The organism is Rossellomorea sp. LjRoot5 (assembly GCF_964253455.1).
In the GTDB taxonomy this organism is placed as follows: Bacteria; Bacillota; Bacilli; order Bacillales; family Bacillaceae_B; genus Rossellomorea.
This window is the reverse complement of the sequence record NZ_CAXUQN020000001.1, coordinates 2,188,978-2,206,887: the sequence shown is the minus strand read 5'-3', so window position 1 is coordinate 2,206,887 and position 17,910 is coordinate 2,188,978. Positions and strand designations below refer to the sequence as shown.

At 41.5% G+C, this 17,910-nt stretch carries 23 protein-coding genes, 1 pseudogene and 1 riboswitch; of the genes and pseudogenes, 2 read left to right on the top strand and 22 right to left on the bottom strand.

Annotation, left to right across the window (positions count from 1 at the left end):
* Positions 1-42 precede the first annotated feature (42 nt).
* The 15 genes from thiE to ACSQ2E_RS11290 form a co-directional block, all read right to left on the bottom strand.
* Positions 43-687, bottom strand: coding sequence for a thiamine phosphate synthase (gene thiE / locus ACSQ2E_RS11360; protein ID WP_435990633.1), 645 nt, complete (start codon positions 685-687; stop codon positions 43-45).
* Positions 684-1,487 carry a bifunctional hydroxymethylpyrimidine kinase/phosphomethylpyrimidine kinase gene (thiD, locus tag ACSQ2E_RS11355; RefSeq protein ID WP_435990632.1) on the bottom strand — a complete coding sequence of 268 codons (804 nt, stop codon included), beginning with the start codon at positions 1,485-1,487 and terminating at the stop codon, positions 684-686. The genes thiE and thiD overlap by 4 nt, the downstream gene beginning before the upstream one ends.
* A 17-nt stretch (positions 1,488-1,504) precedes the next feature.
* Positions 1,505-2,527: a thiazole biosynthesis adenylyltransferase ThiF gene (locus ACSQ2E_RS11350; RefSeq protein ID WP_435990631.1), complete on the bottom strand. Its 1,023-nt coding sequence runs from the start codon at positions 2,525-2,527 to the stop codon at positions 1,505-1,507.
* The gene (locus ACSQ2E_RS11345) at positions 2,524-3,288 is read right to left on the bottom strand and encodes a thiazole synthase (RefSeq protein WP_435990630.1); all 765 of its coding nucleotides are present in this window, start codon (positions 3,286-3,288) and stop codon (positions 2,524-2,526) included. The genes ACSQ2E_RS11350 and ACSQ2E_RS11345 overlap by 4 nt, the downstream gene beginning before the upstream one ends.
* Position 3,289: 1 nt before the next feature.
* The gene (thiS, locus tag ACSQ2E_RS11340) at positions 3,290-3,493 is read right to left on the bottom strand and encodes a sulfur carrier protein ThiS (protein WP_435990629.1); all 204 of its coding nucleotides are present in this window, start codon (positions 3,491-3,493) and stop codon (positions 3,290-3,292) included.
* On the bottom strand, positions 3,484-4,596 hold the full coding sequence (gene thiO / locus ACSQ2E_RS11335) for a glycine oxidase ThiO (RefSeq protein WP_435990628.1): 1,113 nt from the start codon (positions 4,594-4,596) through the stop codon (positions 3,484-3,486). Before thiO ends, thiS begins: the two co-directional genes overlap by 10 nt.
* Entirely contained in the window at positions 4,589-5,221 is a 633-nt protein-coding gene (tenI, locus tag ACSQ2E_RS11330; RefSeq protein WP_435990627.1) for a thiazole tautomerase TenI, read from the bottom strand. Before tenI ends, thiO begins: the two co-directional genes overlap by 8 nt.
* The gene (locus tag ACSQ2E_RS11325) at positions 5,211-6,014 is read right to left on the bottom strand and encodes an energy-coupling factor transporter transmembrane component T family protein (protein WP_435990626.1); all 804 of its coding nucleotides are present in this window, start codon (positions 6,012-6,014) and stop codon (positions 5,211-5,213) included. The genes tenI and ACSQ2E_RS11325 overlap by 11 nt, the downstream gene beginning before the upstream one ends.
* Positions 6,011-7,438: an ABC transporter ATP-binding protein gene (locus ACSQ2E_RS11320; protein WP_435990625.1), complete on the bottom strand. Its 1,428-nt coding sequence runs from the start codon at positions 7,436-7,438 to the stop codon at positions 6,011-6,013. The genes ACSQ2E_RS11325 and ACSQ2E_RS11320 overlap by 4 nt, the downstream gene beginning before the upstream one ends.
* Before the next feature lie 13 nt (positions 7,439-7,451).
* Positions 7,452-8,030 (bottom strand): ECF transporter S component, encoded by a 579-nt coding sequence (locus tag ACSQ2E_RS11315; RefSeq protein WP_435990624.1) that lies wholly within the window; start codon positions 8,028-8,030, stop codon positions 7,452-7,454.
* Positions 8,023-8,730 carry a thiaminase II gene (tenA, locus tag ACSQ2E_RS11310; RefSeq protein WP_435990623.1) on the bottom strand — a complete coding sequence of 236 codons (708 nt, stop codon included), beginning with the start codon at positions 8,728-8,730 and terminating at the stop codon, positions 8,023-8,025. Before tenA ends, ACSQ2E_RS11315 begins: the two co-directional genes overlap by 8 nt.
* Before the next feature lie 118 nt (positions 8,731-8,848).
* Positions 8,849-8,956, bottom strand: a riboswitch (TPP riboswitch).
* Positions 8,957-9,220: 264 nt separating this feature from the next.
* The gene (locus tag ACSQ2E_RS11305) at positions 9,221-9,820 is read right to left on the bottom strand and encodes a response regulator (protein ID WP_435990622.1); all 600 of its coding nucleotides are present in this window, start codon (positions 9,818-9,820) and stop codon (positions 9,221-9,223) included.
* On the bottom strand, positions 9,817-10,953 hold the full coding sequence (locus ACSQ2E_RS11300; RefSeq protein ID WP_435994501.1) for a histidine kinase: 1,137 nt from the start codon (positions 10,951-10,953) through the stop codon (positions 9,817-9,819). Before ACSQ2E_RS11300 ends, ACSQ2E_RS11305 begins: the two co-directional genes overlap by 4 nt.
* Before the next feature lie 136 nt (positions 10,954-11,089).
* On the bottom strand, positions 11,090-11,287 hold the full coding sequence (locus ACSQ2E_RS11295) for a hypothetical protein (protein WP_435990621.1): 198 nt from the start codon (positions 11,285-11,287) through the stop codon (positions 11,090-11,092).
* 229 nt (positions 11,288-11,516) lie between these two features.
* Positions 11,517-11,798: a DUF6509 family protein gene (locus ACSQ2E_RS11290; RefSeq protein ID WP_435990620.1), complete on the bottom strand. Its 282-nt coding sequence runs from the start codon at positions 11,796-11,798 to the stop codon at positions 11,517-11,519.
* A gap of 173 nt (positions 11,799-11,971) precedes the next feature.
* On the opposite strand from ACSQ2E_RS11290, the gene ACSQ2E_RS11285 reads away from it, so the two are divergent.
* Positions 11,972-12,280 (top strand): hypothetical protein, encoded by a 309-nt coding sequence (locus ACSQ2E_RS11285; protein ID WP_435990619.1) that lies wholly within the window; start codon positions 11,972-11,974, stop codon positions 12,278-12,280.
* Between the two features lie 46 nt (positions 12,281-12,326).
* On the opposite strand, the gene ACSQ2E_RS11280 is transcribed toward ACSQ2E_RS11285, so the two are convergent.
* From ACSQ2E_RS11280 to ACSQ2E_RS11250, 7 genes and pseudogenes are all read right to left on the bottom strand, one after another.
* Complete coding sequence (locus ACSQ2E_RS11280) at positions 12,327-12,509, bottom strand: hypothetical protein (RefSeq protein WP_435994698.1); 183 nt, start codon at positions 12,507-12,509, stop codon at positions 12,327-12,329.
* Between the two features lie 40 nt (positions 12,510-12,549).
* On the bottom strand, positions 12,550-13,137 hold the full coding sequence (locus ACSQ2E_RS11275) for a branched-chain amino acid aminotransferase (protein ID WP_435990618.1): 588 nt from the start codon (positions 13,135-13,137) through the stop codon (positions 12,550-12,552).
* A gap of 43 nt (positions 13,138-13,180) precedes the next feature.
* Positions 13,181-13,933: an exodeoxyribonuclease III gene (locus ACSQ2E_RS11270; RefSeq protein ID WP_435990617.1), complete on the bottom strand. Its 753-nt coding sequence runs from the start codon at positions 13,931-13,933 to the stop codon at positions 13,181-13,183.
* A 263-nt stretch (positions 13,934-14,196) separates the two neighbouring features.
* Positions 14,197-15,291 carry a PRK06851 family protein gene (locus ACSQ2E_RS11265; protein ID WP_435990616.1) on the bottom strand — a complete coding sequence of 365 codons (1,095 nt, stop codon included), beginning with the start codon at positions 15,289-15,291 and terminating at the stop codon, positions 14,197-14,199.
* 266 nt (positions 15,292-15,557) lie between these two features.
* Positions 15,558-15,917: pseudogene (locus ACSQ2E_RS11260) on the bottom strand (AIM24 family protein); the annotation flags it as partial.
* Positions 15,918-16,371: 454 nt separating this feature from the next.
* On the bottom strand, positions 16,372-16,659 hold the full coding sequence (locus ACSQ2E_RS11255; RefSeq protein WP_435990615.1) for an HNH endonuclease: 288 nt from the start codon (positions 16,657-16,659) through the stop codon (positions 16,372-16,374).
* Positions 16,652-17,248 (bottom strand): hypothetical protein, encoded by a 597-nt coding sequence (locus ACSQ2E_RS11250; RefSeq protein ID WP_435990614.1) that lies wholly within the window; start codon positions 17,246-17,248, stop codon positions 16,652-16,654. The genes ACSQ2E_RS11255 and ACSQ2E_RS11250 overlap by 8 nt, the downstream gene beginning before the upstream one ends.
* A 113-nt stretch (positions 17,249-17,361) precedes the next feature.
* Here ACSQ2E_RS11250 and ACSQ2E_RS11245 point away from each other — a divergent pair, with 113 nt between their 5' ends.
* Positions 17,362-17,718: a helix-turn-helix domain-containing protein gene (locus tag ACSQ2E_RS11245; protein WP_435990613.1), complete on the top strand. Its 357-nt coding sequence runs from the start codon at positions 17,362-17,364 to the stop codon at positions 17,716-17,718.
* The last annotated feature ends 192 nt before the right edge of the window (positions 17,719-17,910 follow it).

Genomic DNA, 17,910 nt, shown 5'->3' with positions numbered 1-17,910 from the left:
AGGGGAGGGGAAGATATGTTGCTTTGTCCGATAAAAGTTCATCTACATTGATTGTAAAAGACTATTTTGGACGTTTTGAAAGATTTTGTGGGTTTGCTCTGGCTGTTTGGAAATTGCTGAGATGATCGCTACACCATCTGCACCTGCTTCCATTATCTCTTGGAGATTCCCGTAGTGGATTCCTCCAATACCGACCAAGGGGAGACGAATCCCCTCCGCTCTCATTGATTCAATCACTTTTGGCCCTTGGACGATTCTACAATCATCCTTTGTTGTCGTATGAAACATTGGACCGACTCCAAGATAATCCGCACCTGATTCTAGTGCGAGCTTGGCTTCCCTTACATTATGGGCAGAGACCCCAAGTATTTTATCCCCGATTTTTTTACGAACAACTCCGATGGATTCGTCTTCCTGCCCTATATGTACACCATCTGCGTTCAATGACAAAGCGAGCTCCAAATCGTCATTGATGATAAAAGGAACACTGTGCCTTTGACACAATTGTTGGAGTTCAAGAGCGAGTTCTATCATGGGCTTCCCTTTCAGACAACGAATCCCCTTTTCGCGAAATTGAAACATGGTGACTCCGCCTGAGAGTGCCTCTTCCAATACACGGGCAGGAGACGTTTTACAATCCTGGCTGCCCATCACCAAATATAGCTTTAAAGAGTCTCTAAGATTCATACTTTCACTCCTTCATGATACGCCCAATGATTTGTTGGGCCATGTCCACTCCCGATCCCGAGTGAATGCCTGATGGCAGCTGTAATAAACTCCTTGGCCGTCCGGACTGAATCATAAACGGTGTGCCCTTTTGCCAGTTCTGCAGTGAGGACTGCAGAGAACGTACAGCCTGTTCCATGCGTATGGGGCGTAGAGACTCTTGGACTCGTAAACTCATAAAATTCTTTGCCGTCATAAAGAGCGTCAGTAGCATATAAAGTATCAGGCTGGTGCCCCCCTTTAATGACTACATGCTTGGCCCCCATCTTGTATAGGTCCTCCGCAGCTCTCCTGCATTCATCAACATTCAGTATCTCTCTTCCCGTTAATATTTCTGCTTCAGTTAAATTGGGTGTGATGACGTAAGCAACCGGAATCAGACGATTGATCAATGTGTCTATGGATTTGTCTTCCAACAAAGAAGCTCCCCCTTTCGCAATCATCACAGGATCGACTATAAGCTTCTCCCAACCGGAGGAGCTGGCGAAATCCGCAACAGATGCAATGATCTCATCATTCACCAACATTCCGGTTTTTACGGCTTGGGGAGGTAAATCTTCCGCTACTGAGGTTAATTGTTCCAACACTATTGATGCCGTCAATGGAAATATACCCTGCACACCTTTTGTATTTTGAGCTGTCACGGCTGTAATGGCAGACATACCATAGACATGACACTCTTGAAAGGTTTTTAGATCCGCTTGAATGCCCGCGCCTCCACCGCTATCCGATCCTGCAATCGTCAACACTTTATTCACCATCTATCTTCACTCCTCTTTCAAGCAAAATAACGATGATAAATTGATTTTGCTTCCTTAATTTCTTTTGTTCCATGAACAAGCGCCCGGCCATCATAAAATAAGACGACCTTGAAGGAATCGACCTTGAATCTGATTAAATAAGGATTCCTTTCCACTCGCTTGCCTTGGTTCTCAAGTGTTCTTGAAATTTCCATCAGGTTAACAGAGTGCCCTGAAGCAGGCCGAATTTGCACTGTATCCCGTCCACACAGGACGGCGGTTTTGGTTTGATTCTTATATTGAAGACTTGGGTACGTTCTGTGAACACCACATGAAGGACAGTCTTCTCTTTTCAACTTCCTCACATCAAGTGAAGTATGTTCATTTTTCCATAAATCAAAAGATACGACCCTATGGGTGAGAGATTCATAGTCTTCCACCAAAATCTTTAGTGCTTCTGTCGTTTGATGGGCGACCACCTGTGAGACGGCTGGACTGATGATTCCTGCTGTGTCACAGGTCAGCCCTCCTATCGGAACTTCATCGATTAAACAGTGAAGGCACGGGGTGACACCGGGAAGAATAGTGAATGAAATTCCATAGCTCCCCACACATGCTCCATAGATCCAGGGTACGGAACATTTTTGGGATACGTCATTCATGATCATCCTCGTTTCAAAGTTATCTGTAGCATCAATGATTAGGTCCACACCCATGCTCATGTTCAATAATTCTTCAGGCATGACATTCAAAATATGTGCTTCGATCTCAACCGTTGAATTAATTTCCTCCAGTCTCTTTTTGGCAGCTATCGCCTTAGGGAGCCGGCTTTTTGCATCTTCCTCATTGTAGAGCTGCTGTCGTTGCAGATTGCTCCATTCGACGTAATCACGGTCCGCAATCGTCAGCTTTCCAATGCCTGCACGAACGAGGACTTCCGCGTTGCCTGTTCCGAGCGCTCCAGCTCCAATGATAAGGATATGTTTATTCCTTATTCTTTCCTGGCCTTCCCTTCCAATAGGTGAAAATAGAATTTGTCTTGAATATCTCTCCTCATTCAAACACTCATCCCCTCCATCGGGCTGCTGGCTGAAGCATAGCGCTTTTGGGGGATTCTTCCGGCTTCATATCCAAAACGGCCACCTTCGATCGCAAACCTCATGGCATTGGCCATCTTGACCGGATCTTTCGCTTGTGATACAGCCGTGTTTAACAACACAGCATCTGCACCAAGTTCCATAGCATATGCTGCATCAGCTGGGGATCCAATGCCAGCATCAACGATGACCGGTACGTTTGCCTGCTCAATAATGAAACGGAGGTTTACGGGGTTTACAATTCCCTGGCCCGATCCAATCGGTGATGCACCGGGCATTATGGCATGCGCCCCCAATTCTTCCAATTTCCTTGCAAGAACCACATCATCGGAGGTATAAGGCAGGACCGTAAATCCTTCTTTGATCAATTCTTCTGTTGCCTTAAGTGTTTCAACGGGATCGGGCAATAATGTTTTATCACAACCGATGACTTCCACCTTAATCATGTCACAAAGTCCTGAGGCTCTGGCTAACCGAGCATGCCGCACCGCTTCGCCCGCCGTTTTTGCACCTGCAGTGTTCGGTAATAACGAGTAGCTTTCCAAGTCCAGTTTTTCTAAAAAGTTGGGTTGAGAGGGCTCGAATATATTCATTCTCCTTACCGTAAACGTAAGAATTTCTGCACCAGAAACCTCGACCGCTTTCTTCTGAATATCAAAATCAGGATATTTACCCGTTCCTAACAGTAATCTGGAATGAAATGAATAGTTTCCGATTTTTAACATGTCAACCGCCTCCTACAAATTGGACCAGTTCAATGGAATCTCCATTTTCAACTGGTGCCTTCTCATGTTCTTCTTTTCTTAATATAGTGTGATTCTGTTCAACCATAATCGTTCGCTTCTTCAGTTTGAAATGATCTAAAAGATCTTCTATTGTAGCGATTGTTTCCGGCACTGTCACGAGCTGTCCATTTATCCTTAATTCCATTTTCTAAAACTCCCCATGTGTGAATGTAGTAATGGATTCTTTTTGCCTTCCATCAGCTCTGCCATCATGAGTCCTGTTATGGGAGCAAGGAGAATGCCATTCCGGTAGTGGCCCGTTGCAATGGAGAGACCTTCCCACCTTTCGCTCCTTCCGATGATAGGAAGTCCTCCTTGTGTTTGAGGCCGTATCCCCGACCAGGCTTTATCCCAATCAGCATGTATCAGGTCAGGAAGAATGTCTGTAGCTTTATTCATCAAATTCATCATTCCACTTACGGAAATGGTTTCATCGAAGGTATAAGCATGTTCTGTAGCTCCTATTAGAAATCGACCACCCACCTTTGGAACAATGTAGCATCCTTCAGTGAAAATGGTCCTCTCCACCAGTTTCCGGGAATATTTCACCGAAAAGCATTCCCCTTTGACAGGATAAGAGTGAATTGTCACACCGATTCTCTCCAATAGAGATTGACTCCACGCACCGCCTGCAACGATTATTTCAGATGCATAAATGGGACCGACAGACGTTTGAACTCCCGATATCCTGCTTCCTTCCACATTAAAGTCATATACATCCGTATACTCCTTGACATCAGCCCCTAATCTCACTGACGCGAGCCCCAACGCTTCTGTCAGCTTGGGTGCCGATACGTTCCCATCCCGTGGAATGAATAAACCACCTCTCGGCTGTTTCGAAAGATGAGGTTCGAAGGCTGATAGCTTTAGAGGGGATAACCACTCTACTTCTTCACCCTCATCCGATTGGGAAGCAACCCTTACTAAAGTCTGTGCCTCTTCCTCTGTCCTTGCCAACTTGATCATTCCATTTTCCACATACTCTATATCCATACCGGTTACTTCTTTTAATTCCTGTGCAAGAACCGGGTACATATTGCGGCTTTTCTGCGCGAGTCGATAGAGAGGGCTTCCTCCCTTTAATTCCGTTTGAACCCCAAGCATTCCCGCTGCTGCTCCCGAGGCTCTGGATGCCAATTGATTCTTCTCAATCAACAATACTTTCTTCCCTCTTTTCGAAAGCTGATACAGAATGGAGCAGCCGATTACTCCTCCGCCTACGATCATCACATCATATTGTTTAACCAAGTTGTTTCACCTCCTTATGGATTGCCTCATAATAAGCCCTTGCTGCTTCAAGAGGGTCTTCAGAAAGGAATATACCTGATAATACCGCTATACCCTTTACACCTGTTCTTATAATGTCATCCACTCGTCCAGGTGTAATGCCCCCGATGGCAATAATGGGAAGGGGGATGTTCTGAACAACGTCTTCCAAATTGACAATCCCTGTGCCTTGTTTTCCGGGTTTCGACATTGTTTCATAAACATTCCCAAACAGAAGGAAATCTGCCCCTTGTTCATATGCCAGAAGTGCTTGCTGCATGCTGTGCACCGATGATCCGATTTGCAAAGATGGAAAGCTTTCCTTCACTAAGCCAACAGGAGCACTATGATGCCCAAGTTGGACCCCTCTCACGTGTTTTATATAAGCGATGTCTACCCGGTCATTGATGTAGAGCTTCCTTACTGGAACACCCGCAGCTGTTAATTCATCAACGGCTTCAGCCAGCTCCGCACCTGTCCAGCTTTTTTCACGAATATGAAGCATATCGATGTAGGGGTGGATGGTTCTCGAGATTTTCACCAATTCTTCCCTTGATTGCTGACCAGTGGAAATGACATGTAGTACTCTTCTCTTTTCAATTTCCATAGCGAACATCTCCCGTCGGAAAAATTGGTAGATATATAGAAAGTACGTAACTTACTGAAATCATGAGGATAATAGTCCCAATAAAATAGCCATCCCATTTTGAAAATCCTACTTTGTAGAAATAGGTTCTCTCCCCATCGCCCTCAAATCCTTTTGTTTCCATGGCAACTGCAATTCTGTGAGCCCTTCTGATGCTTTGTGCGATTAAGGGGATGGAATAGGACTGGATGATATGGATTAGTCTCTTAATACCTTTTCGTTCCCGTGTACCCCTGACTTTCCGTGCATTCCAAATGGTATTGAATTCTTCCAGCATGATGGGGATCAGCCTTATCCCGGCCATAAAACTATAAGCATACTTCGGCTTAAGTCCCAATTGCTGCATAAGTGAATAAAACAGCAGGACAGGTCTTGTCGTCAGAGCAAATAAGAGACCTAAAAGAGCGAATAGGAATGCCCTCAACCCTATATGAATCCCCCTGTAAAAACTTTCCTCCGTTACTTGAATCATCCCCCAAGTAAGCCACTTCGTCTCTCCTTTCCCAAACATGATCATCGAGGATGCCGTAGAGAGAAAGACAAGAAAGAATGGCAGGGCCATCAATAGTACTAACCTCATTGAATATCCAGAGAATGACCCCAATAAGAGGAAAGTGAACAACGTCAAATACACTAGCCAGTTCAGGTAATGAACGAATAATAAAAATAGAAAAAGTGTGATCATCACAATCAATTTCATACTCGGGTTAATCTGATGGAGCCAGGTGTGTTTATGAACCATTTCCATATTCATAATGCTTCACTCCTCACTACTTCTACATCCACATCTTGAACCAGTCTTCCTTTTTCAATTGTCCATATCCTGGTTGCGAAGTGTCGGATGATTCTAACATCATGAGTCACCATCAATATGGTTACGCCTTCACGCTGTAACTCCAGAAGCAATTCGATCAGTTCAAACGTATTATGAGCGTCCTGTCCGAAAGTCGGTTCATCCAATAACAGAATCTTCTTATTCGGAACGATGGATGCTGCAACACTTAACCTGCGTTTTTGACCCACAGATAAAGAATAAGGATGATGTTCCTTAAATGAACGAAGGTTGAATCGCTGGAGTAGCTCATAAACCTTTCTCTCCACACTCTCTTCATTCAAGTTCTTTAGCCGGTAACTATAGGCCAATTCGTCATAAACGCTATGAGTGACAAACTGTAATTCTGGATTTTGAAAAACAAACGCACAATCTTGGGGGATCTTTTTCCCTTTCATCTGTATTCCGTTTAATTCGTACGTCCCGCTTGTATAAATGAATTTCATTAGACTGTGCAGTAACGTTGATTTCCCTGCACCATTCCTTCCTGTAATGGCAATCCATTCCCCTTTACGAATCGAAGCAAGTGGAAGAAGAATCTTCTCTTCTTTTTGAATATAGCCTTTGAAGTCCTCCATTCTTGCAATCACAGGTCCGAACGGGGGAATCTCCCTCATTTGACGGGATGACAGATATTCCTCCCACGCGCCCGGGTACCAGGCACCCAAGTTCTTCAACGTACCTTTGTAATGGTTCAATATCCACTCTTTCGCTCCATCCGCCATAATGGTTCCATTTGAATCGAAAAGAATGATTCGATCGATCATGTCAAGAACATGATCAAGTTTATGCTCTACGATCACCAAGGTTTTATTTAAAAAGACCTCTTTGATTGTTTTCCAGACAGACTTTGTACTTTGCTCATCCAACAATGAAGTCGGTTCGTCCAGGAACAAAGTATCGGGTGTCAAGGCAAGTGCCGAAGCAATGGCCAATTTCTGCTTCATGCCTCCTGATAATGTTGAGATTTTCGTGTGGGGATCATCAAGTTCCAGTCCCACCTCCGATAGCAGCTGTCGTATTTCTCCTTTCATTTCTTCACGGGGAGTCCGTAAATTCTCCAGCACAAAGGCCAATTCTTCATCCACGAAGGGCATACAAAATTGCGAGTCCGGATCCTGAAATACATAGCCATAAGAATCAGACACCTCCAATTTAGCAGCTCTCATGGGAACATCCACAGATCGGGGGATCACCCCTGATAAAACATGGAGAAGTGTTGTTTTACCACATCCTGATGGTCCCAATAGCAATACTTTCTCCCCTTCATTGATAGACAGACTGACATCATTAAACATCCGTTTTTCCGATCCGGGAAAAGTAAGGCGAAGGTTTTCGACATGCATAAGCATCACCCCTTTAATGGTTCAATACATCGTAATCATCCTGACTTGCACGTCTGACTAGACTTGTGACTCCGGTTTTCTCGAGGGCCCTGACCAAATAAAATGAACCTGCACCTGCGATGACAATGGACCCCAGTAATCTCGCAACGACAAATAATGACAGATTCCAGAAAACCAAATCCCCCATATACCCTTTCATGTAATCCATGAAGATGGAGCCACATGATGACCCGACCGCTGCAAAACATATAATTGAAAGATCATAGCGTTTATATTTCGCTACTAAGAAAACCAATTCTGCCATCAATCCTTGAATGACTCCGAATAAAAGGACCTCGAGTCCCCACTCAGAACCCATAAGAAACTCTCCCGAAGAAGCGGCGATTTCGGCTAAAAGAGCGACGCCAGGTTTACGGATGACCAAAAAAGCAACGGTAGCCGCCATAAACCACATTCCATAGATAAATTGATCCGCATGCAATCCGATTGGTTTTAACAAGTTATAAAATGGCCCCCAAAGCTTATAAATGACACCAAACATGATGGAAATGACCACCGTCACTAAAATGTCTGTCAGTTTTAATTTAGACATTTTGTTCACTCATTTCTTTACCGGCACCGAGTGCATGCTGAAACGGCCATTTTTCAAGGGTGTAAGCCATCTCCCAAAACTGCAATTCGTAAATGCTGCTCAATATGAAATTTTCTTTCATTCTTTCTCTATCACATTCAGTCATGGTTGCTGCCAATACATCAAGCCGATTTATTTGTTCTTCCACTAACTCTTTGAACCAGTCTCCTCCGTATGCCTTAATCCATTCCTGGTAAACGGGCTCTCCCGGCTTGCATGATTTCAAGCGTTCCCCTATCTCGTAATAGAGCCAGTAGCAGGGGAGAATCGCTGCCAGGATATCAGCTAAACCTCCATATCGCGCGGAACGATACATATGTGACGTATAAGCGTACGCTGTAGGGGCTGGTTTGAAATTCTTTCTTTCCTCTTCTGTGATGCCTAATCGTTTGGAGAAATTTTCATGGAGTGAAAGCTCTGCTTCATTGGTTCCTACAGCGTGCGCTGCCATTCGTGATGTCGTATGTATGTCCATTGCCTTTGATGCACCAAGCGCCTGCACCTTCGAGAAATGTGAAAGGTAATAGGCATCTTGCAAAAGATAATACTTGAACTTCTCGATGGGGAGTGTTCCATCCCCGATTCCTTTAACGAAAGGGTGATGAAAGCTTGCATCCCAAATGTCCTTGACTTCGTTTCGTAAAACGGTTGAAAATGACATGATTTCCTACTCCTTTTCCAGACGACCCGAAATGGGCAACAAAAAAAGCCACTTCCCGTGATGCATACAGCATACAGAAAGTGGCTTGAGATCAGAATAATAGAATTGTATTCTTTGCGACCGTCAAACACCACTTCCCTACGCTGGTCTCAACCAGATCAGGTTCAAAGGGTCTTAAAGTCACACTTTAATCTCAGCCTTTTAGAAGGCACCCCTAGTGGATCGTCTTATGAAATTTTGTTTTCGATGTTATCGTATCATGATTCAATGAGTTGTCAACACAATTTAAACAAATAACGATTCTTTAACGGTTTCAGATTTGCTGTCGGATTCAATGACAGCAAAAGGTGCAGCATTATAAATCTCACAAAAAAATTTTTCGAAAAAAGATCTTCAATCTATTTTCTCCTTGTTATTAGAGACGAATAAATATTCAACTTAATGAAAAACTATAAAAAGGACGGAGCTGCAAGAAGGTCCGTCCCTCGTTTTATTTAAACCATCCCTTTTCTTTCGATTGGGTGATGGCTTCGATTCGGTTTTTCACTTCCAGCTTGTCGAGGATCGTGGAAATATAGTTCCGGACCGTTCCCGTTTTGAGCTTTAGTTCATCGGCGATTTCTTTTGTGTTTTTCCCGTCGGCAACCAGCTCCAACACTTCTTTTTCCCGGTCTGTTAGGGGATTCTCTTCACTGTATACGTCATCCATCAGCTCAGGGGCGTATATACGCTTACCATCCATCACAAGCCGGATAGAGTTCGCCAGTTCTTCACTGGGACTGTCCTTCAACAAATATCCCTTCACTCCACCCTTTAATGCACGCTGAAAATAGCCTGATCTGGCAAAGGTTGTAAGGATGATCATCTTACAATCTTGCCCCTTTAATTCCTCTGCCGCTTCTAGTCCGGTCTTTTCTGGCATTTCTATATCCATGATACAAATATCCGGCTTCAGTTCATGAACGAGGGAAATGGCTTCTTCTCCATTGCCTGCTTTTCCAACCACTTCCATATCATCTTCCAGGCTCAATAGGGATCCCAATGCGCCCAACAACATCCGTTGATCTTCCGCAATCACAATTCGAATCATTCCATTCCCTCCCTGTCTGTCTGCTTGATTACTTTCGGTACCCGCATGATCAAGGTGGTGCCATCCACCCAAACAATATCAAGGCTTCCGTTGACAAATTCCAATCGCTCTCTCATCCCGATCAGGCCACTGCCTTTGGATTGTGTGTAATCACTTCCGATTCCCACACCATTATCTTTCACAACAATGGTCATTTCTTTTTCCGATTCTTCAATACTCAGTTCACAGGTAGAAGCCTTGCTATGTTTCACCACATTGGTCACAGCCTCTTTCAAGCACATGCTCAAGATGTTTTCCAAAAAGAGTGAAGTTTGAGGGATAGCGGTGTCATCAGTCATACGGAATTCGATTTCTGCGGCTTTTAAGAGTTGTTTGACCCTGACGATTTCGTCTTTCAAACGAATTCCCCTCATCTGGGAGACCATCGTCCTGACCTCACTTAATGCGGTTCTTGCCGTTTGTTGAACATCCTGTAATTCACTTCGGGCCTGCTCCGGGTCCTTGTATATCAATTTTCTCGCAAGGTCGCTTTTCAGTCCGATCAATGAAAGCTTTTGACCCAGTGTGTCGTGGAGATCCCTGGCAATCCTCTGACGTTCTTCCTGTTTGACGAGGTCCGATATTCGCTTATTGGCATCTTCCAACTGATCTTCCAAATGAACCTGTTTATTCCGATTATAAATATTGAACGGAAGCAGGATGACGCTGATCCAGATGATCAGAATGAAAGGAAACTGGGATAGAAATAATTCATCCTGCAGCACGAAGTTATAATTGATCGATGCCGTCGTCAGTACAAGATGAATGATGTAAAGGGTCAGAAACGCAACCCGGTTTTTTATATTCCCGTTATAGTAAGCGATGTAAAAGGCGAAATAGATAAAATTAAACTGGATGGTCATGGTGATGGAAATCGCAATCAATATCGATGTCCATAAATAAACCGGCCAATCCTTTGAGATGAAAGCAAAACGTAAAGAAATGAAAAATGTAATGGTCAGGAAAATCCCTACCGCAATTTCGATCGTAGAAGATGATTGAAAGATAAAGTAAAATGGCAGGATGCTGATGATGCTCCATATGTATGGAGAAATACCTGAACCTCTTTGGTTGTTGATGAATTTTTTCGGCATTTGCACGCTGAATACCTCTTTTGCTTTCAATGTTTTGAATATGTCTCCTATATTATGACATACATGGACCTGATTTTCACATATTGCCTATGAGAATTTATTTATCTCCAGAGGTGTTATTATCCGGTGAGGAATACTAATATTTCCGGTTTTGAATTCTTTTTTGCTTCTCCATGACCTCATAGGATTTGTGGATGATGTCAGTTAAGACGTCACCCTTATAGACCCTTCCGATTTTCGTGTTCTGCTGATAGTATTCTACAATTTCATCCAATTTCTCTGACGTTTCTTTATCAACTCTTACATTAAGTTGCATTCTTCCTTGATCTGACAAGGTTCGCCCTCCTATTATATCACTCTGATATCAATTGCTAGCACTTTGTTATCACTAGTATATCACTTGCTATAAGAGTTATATACAGTTCAAATATCATATTTACCCACACAAATTAGGAAACATTGATGTTTTAGATGAAGCGTATTGTGGTGACAGTAATAAGCACCAAATAAAAAACATCATCCCGATTCATTAACCATTGAAAAGGATGATGTTTTGCATCAATTTATCCGATATGTTCCTGGCAGTATGTCAGGATGAGGTTTTCTTCCTCTTCTTCTAATTCAAAGTCGAGAAATGACTCGGTATTTTTTTCAATGATTGTGGATTGGACGATCCTTGCTCCATTTTCGTCCCGGACAAAAATGGCTTTTATGTAAATACCCTGTTCCGAATACAGTTCATCGTCTTCGGGTACGTCAACATCAAGTAACACTTCATACCGATCCCCACTTAAAATACCTGTTGGGTCTTTAAGTTCTTCCACATGATGATTAGTAATATTCATTTTTCTATCTTCCTTTCAATATCAAACAAGTTTCTGCTTATCCTCCTATTATACACGTTCCACCATCCTTTTTAAAATGTATTCCCTATCTGACCCGGAATGGATTTGAATAGGCTTCCTTCACAAACTTCGCTATAATAATGGTAGATCTATCGTTTAAGGAGAGATTTGAATTGAACTCTAAAGAAATGCAGGAAAAAATCATTCAAAATTACCAGAAGGATGAGCATATGATGATCCTTGTATTCGCACAATGGTGTGTGAATCACGATCTCGATCCCGCTGAACTTTATCAACGGGCCTATCCCCAACAAGGAGATAATCCTGCCCTGCAGCAAGGAATCGACTTGACCGTTTCCAAAGAAGAATCCGAAGAAATTCCAGATACCACTATACTCGGCGTCCTATCCCTATTCGGAAATGATGACCTGGCTCATGTCGTGACAGAAGAAATCAATAAACGTACCAAAGATAAAAGATAAATGTACATAGAGGGACGGACCTTGCTAGAGGTCCGTCCCTCTACTTTTACATAAAATCAAAGTAATAACGAATGATGTGAAAGAAGATCGGCGAAGTATTTCCGGGATCAAACTGTGGGAGAAGCTGCCTGCGCTGATCACTCCTGAAGACTTCAGAAAGCACCCTCACTTCCACTTGGTCTATGAAGGAAAGTTGTTCGATTACGAGCCGGTCAAACAAAAAAGGCAAAATAAAATCCCTCTCGGATTCGTTCGAGAGGGATCTTATTTTATGACTCATCTATACTTTGAAGAAGGTTGAAAAGAAAATCATAGATAAGCTCGTAAACCGACAGCAAGGTTTGGCTTTCATTAAAATCACTGTGGTCATTCAAAGTGAAATTCAAGTCCCACAACCCATCTTCACCATTAAACAACAGATCATAAGATGCTTCACCTTCAAGAGACTCATCTAAATAATGCTCTATCTGACTACGATACTTCTTTTGCAGCTTTAACCCAAGCATCGCATCATAAGTACCAAATACGTCGTCCACTTCGACGGAAACGGCCTCCACTCCAATCAGAGCGAACCATTTGGATTCAAGGAAAATGAACTCGTTTTTATGTTGTTTCAAATAAGTGATTGGCTGATTGAGAAAGTCATCAGATTCTTCCCCGATCAGTTCTTCCGTTTCTTTATCACAACGCTCAATATATGCATCCAGAAAACGTGAATCCGCTTGCGGGGTGGCAACCTCGTCAGCTTCCAGTAAACCGTGATTTAACACATAGTTCCTCTCTTGTTTAAACAAAGGAACAGGAACTTCAGATACTTTCGTTTCATCAATATATTGCTGTATTCTTTTCTGTAACATTCAATTCCCTCCACATGGATTGTTTCTATACTTTCTTTATGTACTACTCTAACTCCAAGTATACAGGACAATGATCACTGCCGTGAATATCGGAGTGAATTTCAGCTTTAGCTATTGAAGGCGCTAATAGATCGGAAACGATAAAGTAATCAATCCTCCACCCGATATTCCGTTCACGTACTTTACTCATATAAGACCACCAACTGAAGGCGTCATCCTTATCAGGGTATAGATAACGAAAACTATCCACAAAGCCCTCCTGGAGCAGCAGACTCATTTTTCCCCTTTCTTCATCGGTAAAACCTGAATTCCCACGGTTTGGCTTATCATTTTTCAGGTCAATTTCAGTATGAGCAACATTCAAGTCCCCGCATAGAATGACCGGTTTATGTAAATTCAATCCCACGAGATATTCCCTTAAGGCATCCTCCCATTCAAGTCGTTCATCGATCCTCGAAAGATCTCTTTTCGAATTAGGCGTATACACATTCACCAAGTAAAAAGAATCATATTCACATGTTATGATTCTCCCTTCAGGTTCTATTTCCTCATCACGAAGACCAAAAGAGACGGCTAGTGGCTTCTGTTTAGTGAAGATCGCAGTTCCTGAATATCCCTTCCTCATCGCGTAATTCCAATATTGGTGGTATTCACTTAAGTCCAGTGAAATTTGCCCTTCTTGAAGCTTAGTTTCTTGAAGACAAAAAATATCTGCATCCATGCGATGAAAATAATCTAAAAACCCTTTTTTCACACATGCTCTAATTCCATTTACATTCCATGATACCAGCTTCATAGTTATTTATTAAACTCCTTTACTCTTAACAATACTCCTTATTATCCTACCATAAAATCAGATTTCTCATTTATTATATCAATATAACGAATGGTTCATCTATTTATTATATTGATATAACTTATTCGTTTAAGTTATATTATCCCACGAAAAAAAACCATGCCTGAGCATGGTTTTGAAAGATCCCCTATGATTTTTCACGCTTGTATTCTTTCTATCTGTTTGATAGAAAGATCATCACGTATGGCCGTTTACTCTACTAACTACTTCTTTAAAAACTCACTTATTTCCTGAAAGATTTCTTCTCTCATCATATTCACCTTTGAAAAGTCCATGGCCCCTATATAGATGGATTCGAGTTGTTCACGAAGCTTTTTAGCTTCTTTAAGATATGAGATTGCTTCATTCATTTTATCCTTATAGGCTTTTGTGGTCCGTTCGATATCGACAGCATATTTTTCATCTGTCCCCTCGGTAATGCATCTTTCATACATATCGATGATTTCGTCTGATTCCCGATCAGGAAAATATTCATGTGGTGCTGTGCTATCGAAAATCGCGATCCCTTTTTCTCTGATGATCAACATATCAAGACTATTGGGGTCAAATCCACAATGATAGACCTCTACGTCAAAGCCTTTCAATTCTGCAGCAGAAGCAATTTTCTTTAACATCGTTGACTTTCCGGAACCTGCACGCCCTTTGATAAAGTAGCGCTTCCCAACATCCTCTGTTAAATTCTGAATATAGTCAACTGCCCCATCAGGAGTAGCGGCACCTAAGAACCGATGTTTGACTGTTGAGGATTTAGGAAGGCAGTTATCTTCAAAAAAGAGTGAAATTAACTCGTTTGTCAATTCATTGGCTTTTACAAAGTCCATGTTCGCAATGTAGATTTCTTCAATGTCATCGTGGGCATTCAGGGATGACGCAAAGGTATGATAAGCTTTCTGAAAGAGTGAGGCAATTTTATCATTTAAAGCAAGGATTTCTTCCTTGTGCCCGTTCAGTTCATCACGGTCCCATGCCACTCCTAAATTCACATACTCTTCAATCACACCGGGTGCTTTTGGTTCAATAATATGAGGAGCTGTCCCATCTACAATCCCTACACCGAATTCAGGGAGGAGAATACCGTCGATGGATTGATTATCGGAAGCACAATGTAAATAGTCCACGTTTAACCCATTTTCTTCAAAACGTTTTCCAATCGTTTTCATTAATGAGGATTTCCCTGTTCCAGGACCACCCTTTAAGATATATACCCGCTCTAATCCATCCAGTACTGAATCATATAGACTGTAGAATCCTTTTGCCGTATTCCCTCCAGCATAATAATGACGAATCTTTCCTGTCATGAAATCACCCTTTCACATCATTTATTTAAACATATGATGCGGGATCTAAATAGGTGAATACCCACTCTCAAAAGCGCAGGCGGCTTGAACAGAGGCGACCAGCATAAGATGAACCTGCCGGAAAGGCGCCCTTTGCCTTTTTGGCAGATTCACCTTATGACCTCGAGCCTCTAGCCGCCGGAGCTGGATGAACCTAAAGCGGAAGCGGCTTGAACATAAAAAAACACTCCCGCGAATGGAAATGCTCTTTTATGTTTATACGTGAATCAATCGTCTCCGTTTAGAAAATCCCCGATTCCACCAAGTATACTTCCCTCACCAGTCGAACGGCCTCCACCTGGAGCATTTGCATAGATCCGCTCCGCTAACCGGCTGAACGGAAGAGACTGTATCCATACCGTCCCAGGACCACGGACTGTAGCAAAAAACAGACCCTCTCCACCAAGGAAAGCCGATTTGATTTTGCCGACATATTCGATGTTGTAGTCCACTTCTTTTGTCATGGCCACCAAACAACCCGTATCCACCCGCAGCACTTCCCCGGGCTCGAGCTCTCTTCTATAAATCGTTCCCCCTGCATGAAGAAAGGCTAAACCGTCCCCTTCAAGCTTCTGCATAATGAAACCGGCTCTTATACTATCTTGAAAAGTGTCCGTGTAGAAATAATCAGATAGAACAAGGGTTATCTACTATATTAATAGTTGGACACCTTTTTCTAGTAATTTTATAAAAATAAATTTTTGATATTTTTAAATATATGAATAATATCCCTTTATTTACCAAAAAATTCGGACACTTAATTTGAGAAGATTCTATTGAAATTTAGGTTGAGAACACCAAATTTTAAAATTCCTTATGTATTTCAAATTAAGATTTATAAAGATCACCTTAGCAAAGAGCCCCAAAAGGAACATAAAACTCCTGTTTCTCCTGGGGTGAACAAAAAACTACCTTACCAAACCTAACCTAACCTAACCATAACGAACCGTACCATTCCGAACCGAACCGGTTTGACCTATCTCCTCAGCAGTAGGGAGGTCAGCCCTACCGGACAGTGAGAATTACTCCTGTTTCGAATACTTACCATAAATGATTACGCCAATCAGGTGGTATTAATCCTTCCTTTAATGCTGAATTAATTAACCCCCTGTGTCTATGATCTTTCCTAAGTACGTGACACTTTCTGCATAATGTTCGAAGATTTTTTATTTTATTCGTGCCATTTAACCCACTGATTATATGATCTATATGGCATTTATTTAATTTGAGTAATACTTTACATCTAACACACTTTTTCTTGTCTCTTTTCCAAACAATTGGTCTGAGGTTCTTCTTCCATGTTTCAGCCGGAGGCCTTTTTCTAGGCATAAATAGCTTCATCACTATTACTTAAATTGAATTGTAAAACATTAAATCTTCCATATCCTATTTTTCTGGCATCACCTAGACCAGCAAAAGCTCCTGCTTCTATACAAATTGATTCCATTTGTTGTGGACTGATTAAAGTACTATCCCAACATATTGAAAATTCAGTCTCCCAACCTGGAGAGGTAGCTAATCGATAGCGAATATTCTTTACACCTCTCCTTGTTACTGGTCTTACATCAATATATACAGAATCGCTCGGATTTTTTGATACTTTCTCTAAAGAAGGTAAATACCTATTCAATAACACACGTTCACTTAACACTTGTAATGTTGCGGATACATCACTTTCAAGAGTACTTCTTGATTTTGGAATGAATTTACCACCTGCTCTCAAACATCCAAAGATATGTCTGGATTCCAAATACAATTGATTTTCATTAGTCATTGAAAAGGACTTTTTCCATTCTTCAGGATTATTTCCTGCAACACCAGCTTTAGCTTCCTTCTTTAAAGGAATACTCTCAACTGTAAATAAGTTAAATATTAGAGGCCTTATTCCTTTAATTTTCACGTTTGCAGTTGTTAACATGTCGGCAGCCCACCTTTTTTAATACTTATAAGTAGTATTTTCCTAAAAAATTATAGTTTATACATATTATAAATCTGACTTTATTATACTACTCTTAAAGTAGAGGTGATTTGATGTCAGAGTTTTTAGTATCATTCGGTGCCAGAGTGAAATATCTTAGGAAAGAAAAAGGATTAACACAAGAAGATTTCGCAGAAAGAGCAGAGCTTCAATATACATACATAAGTGGAATTGAAAGACGAGAACGTAATATATCGTTTCTAACCTTTCAAAAGATACTAGAAGCGCTAGAGGTTTCACCTCTAGGATTTTTTAGCTACAATAAAAATAATATTATTCAGAAAGAAAAATCTAAGGCTGAGTTAATATCAAACCATAAGGAGATTTTACACACATTAGATCCTGATGAAATAGTTATTTTAAATAAAATAATGTATAATATATTGGAATTTAAGAGTATTAATGAATAATACATACATATATTTACTTATTATCTTATCTTCCCGTAACAACCCCAGATTTATAAATGCTAAAAGCTCAGAGCTTAAGTTGCCCTGAGCTTGTCTTTTTTTAAACTCCACATATTAATCTTGAAGTGTGCTTTGATAACACTCCCGAAGTCGAGAAGTATTCTTAGACTATTACAGCCTCAAGAATGTACC

Excerpts from the sequence above, each read along its gene's own strand:
- thiD (WP_435990632.1), bottom strand. The coding sequence starts at position 1,487 with ATGGTGAATAAAGTGTTGACGATTGCAGGATCGGATAGCGGTGGAGGC.
- ACSQ2E_RS11250 (WP_435990614.1), bottom strand. The coding sequence starts at position 17,248 with ATGTTAACAACTGCAAACGTGAAAATTAAAGGAATAAGGCCTCTAATA.
- ACSQ2E_RS11300 (WP_435994501.1), bottom strand. The coding sequence starts at position 10,953 with ATGCCGAAAAAATTCATCAACAACCAAAGAGGTTCAGGTATTTCTCCA.
- tenA (WP_435990623.1), bottom strand. The coding sequence starts at position 8,730 with ATGTCATTTTCAACCGTTTTACGAAACGAAGTCAAGGACATTTGGGAT.
- ACSQ2E_RS11305 (WP_435990622.1), bottom strand. The coding sequence starts at position 9,820 with ATGATTCGAATTGTGATTGCGGAAGATCAACGGATGTTGTTGGGCGCA.
- ACSQ2E_RS11290 (WP_435990620.1), bottom strand. The coding sequence starts at position 11,798 with ATGAATATTACTAATCATCATGTGGAAGAACTTAAAGACCCAACAGGT.
- ACSQ2E_RS11255 (WP_435990615.1), bottom strand. The coding sequence starts at position 16,659 with ATGCCTAGAAAAAGGCCTCCGGCTGAAACATGGAAGAAGAACCTCAGA.
- ACSQ2E_RS11265 (WP_435990616.1), bottom strand. The coding sequence starts at position 15,291 with ATGACAGGAAAGATTCGTCATTATTATGCTGGAGGGAATACGGCAAAA.
- ACSQ2E_RS11325 (WP_435990626.1), bottom strand. The coding sequence starts at position 6,014 with ATGAATATGGAAATGGTTCATAAACACACCTGGCTCCATCAGATTAAC.
- thiE (WP_435990633.1), bottom strand. The coding sequence starts at position 687 with ATGAATCTTAGAGACTCTTTAAAGCTATATTTGGTGATGGGCAGCCAG.
- tenI (WP_435990627.1), bottom strand. The coding sequence starts at position 5,221 with ATGGAAATTGAAAAGAGAAGAGTACTACATGTCATTTCCACTGGTCAG.
- ACSQ2E_RS11320 (WP_435990625.1), bottom strand. The coding sequence starts at position 7,438 with ATGCATGTCGAAAACCTTCGCCTTACTTTTCCCGGATCGGAAAAACGG.
- ACSQ2E_RS11315 (WP_435990624.1), bottom strand. The coding sequence starts at position 8,030 with ATGTCTAAATTAAAACTGACAGACATTTTAGTGACGGTGGTCATTTCC.
- ACSQ2E_RS11345 (WP_435990630.1), bottom strand. The coding sequence starts at position 3,288 with ATGTTAAAAATCGGAAACTATTCATTTCATTCCAGATTACTGTTAGGA.
- ACSQ2E_RS11270 (WP_435990617.1), bottom strand. The coding sequence starts at position 13,933 with ATGAAGCTGGTATCATGGAATGTAAATGGAATTAGAGCATGTGTGAAA.
- ACSQ2E_RS11275 (WP_435990618.1), bottom strand. The coding sequence starts at position 13,137 with ATGTTACAGAAAAGAATACAGCAATATATTGATGAAACGAAAGTATCT.
- ACSQ2E_RS11245 (WP_435990613.1), top strand. The coding sequence starts at position 17,362 with ATGTCAGAGTTTTTAGTATCATTCGGTGCCAGAGTGAAATATCTTAGG.
- thiS (WP_435990629.1), bottom strand. The coding sequence starts at position 3,493 with ATGGAATTAAGGATAAATGGACAGCTCGTGACAGTGCCGGAAACAATC.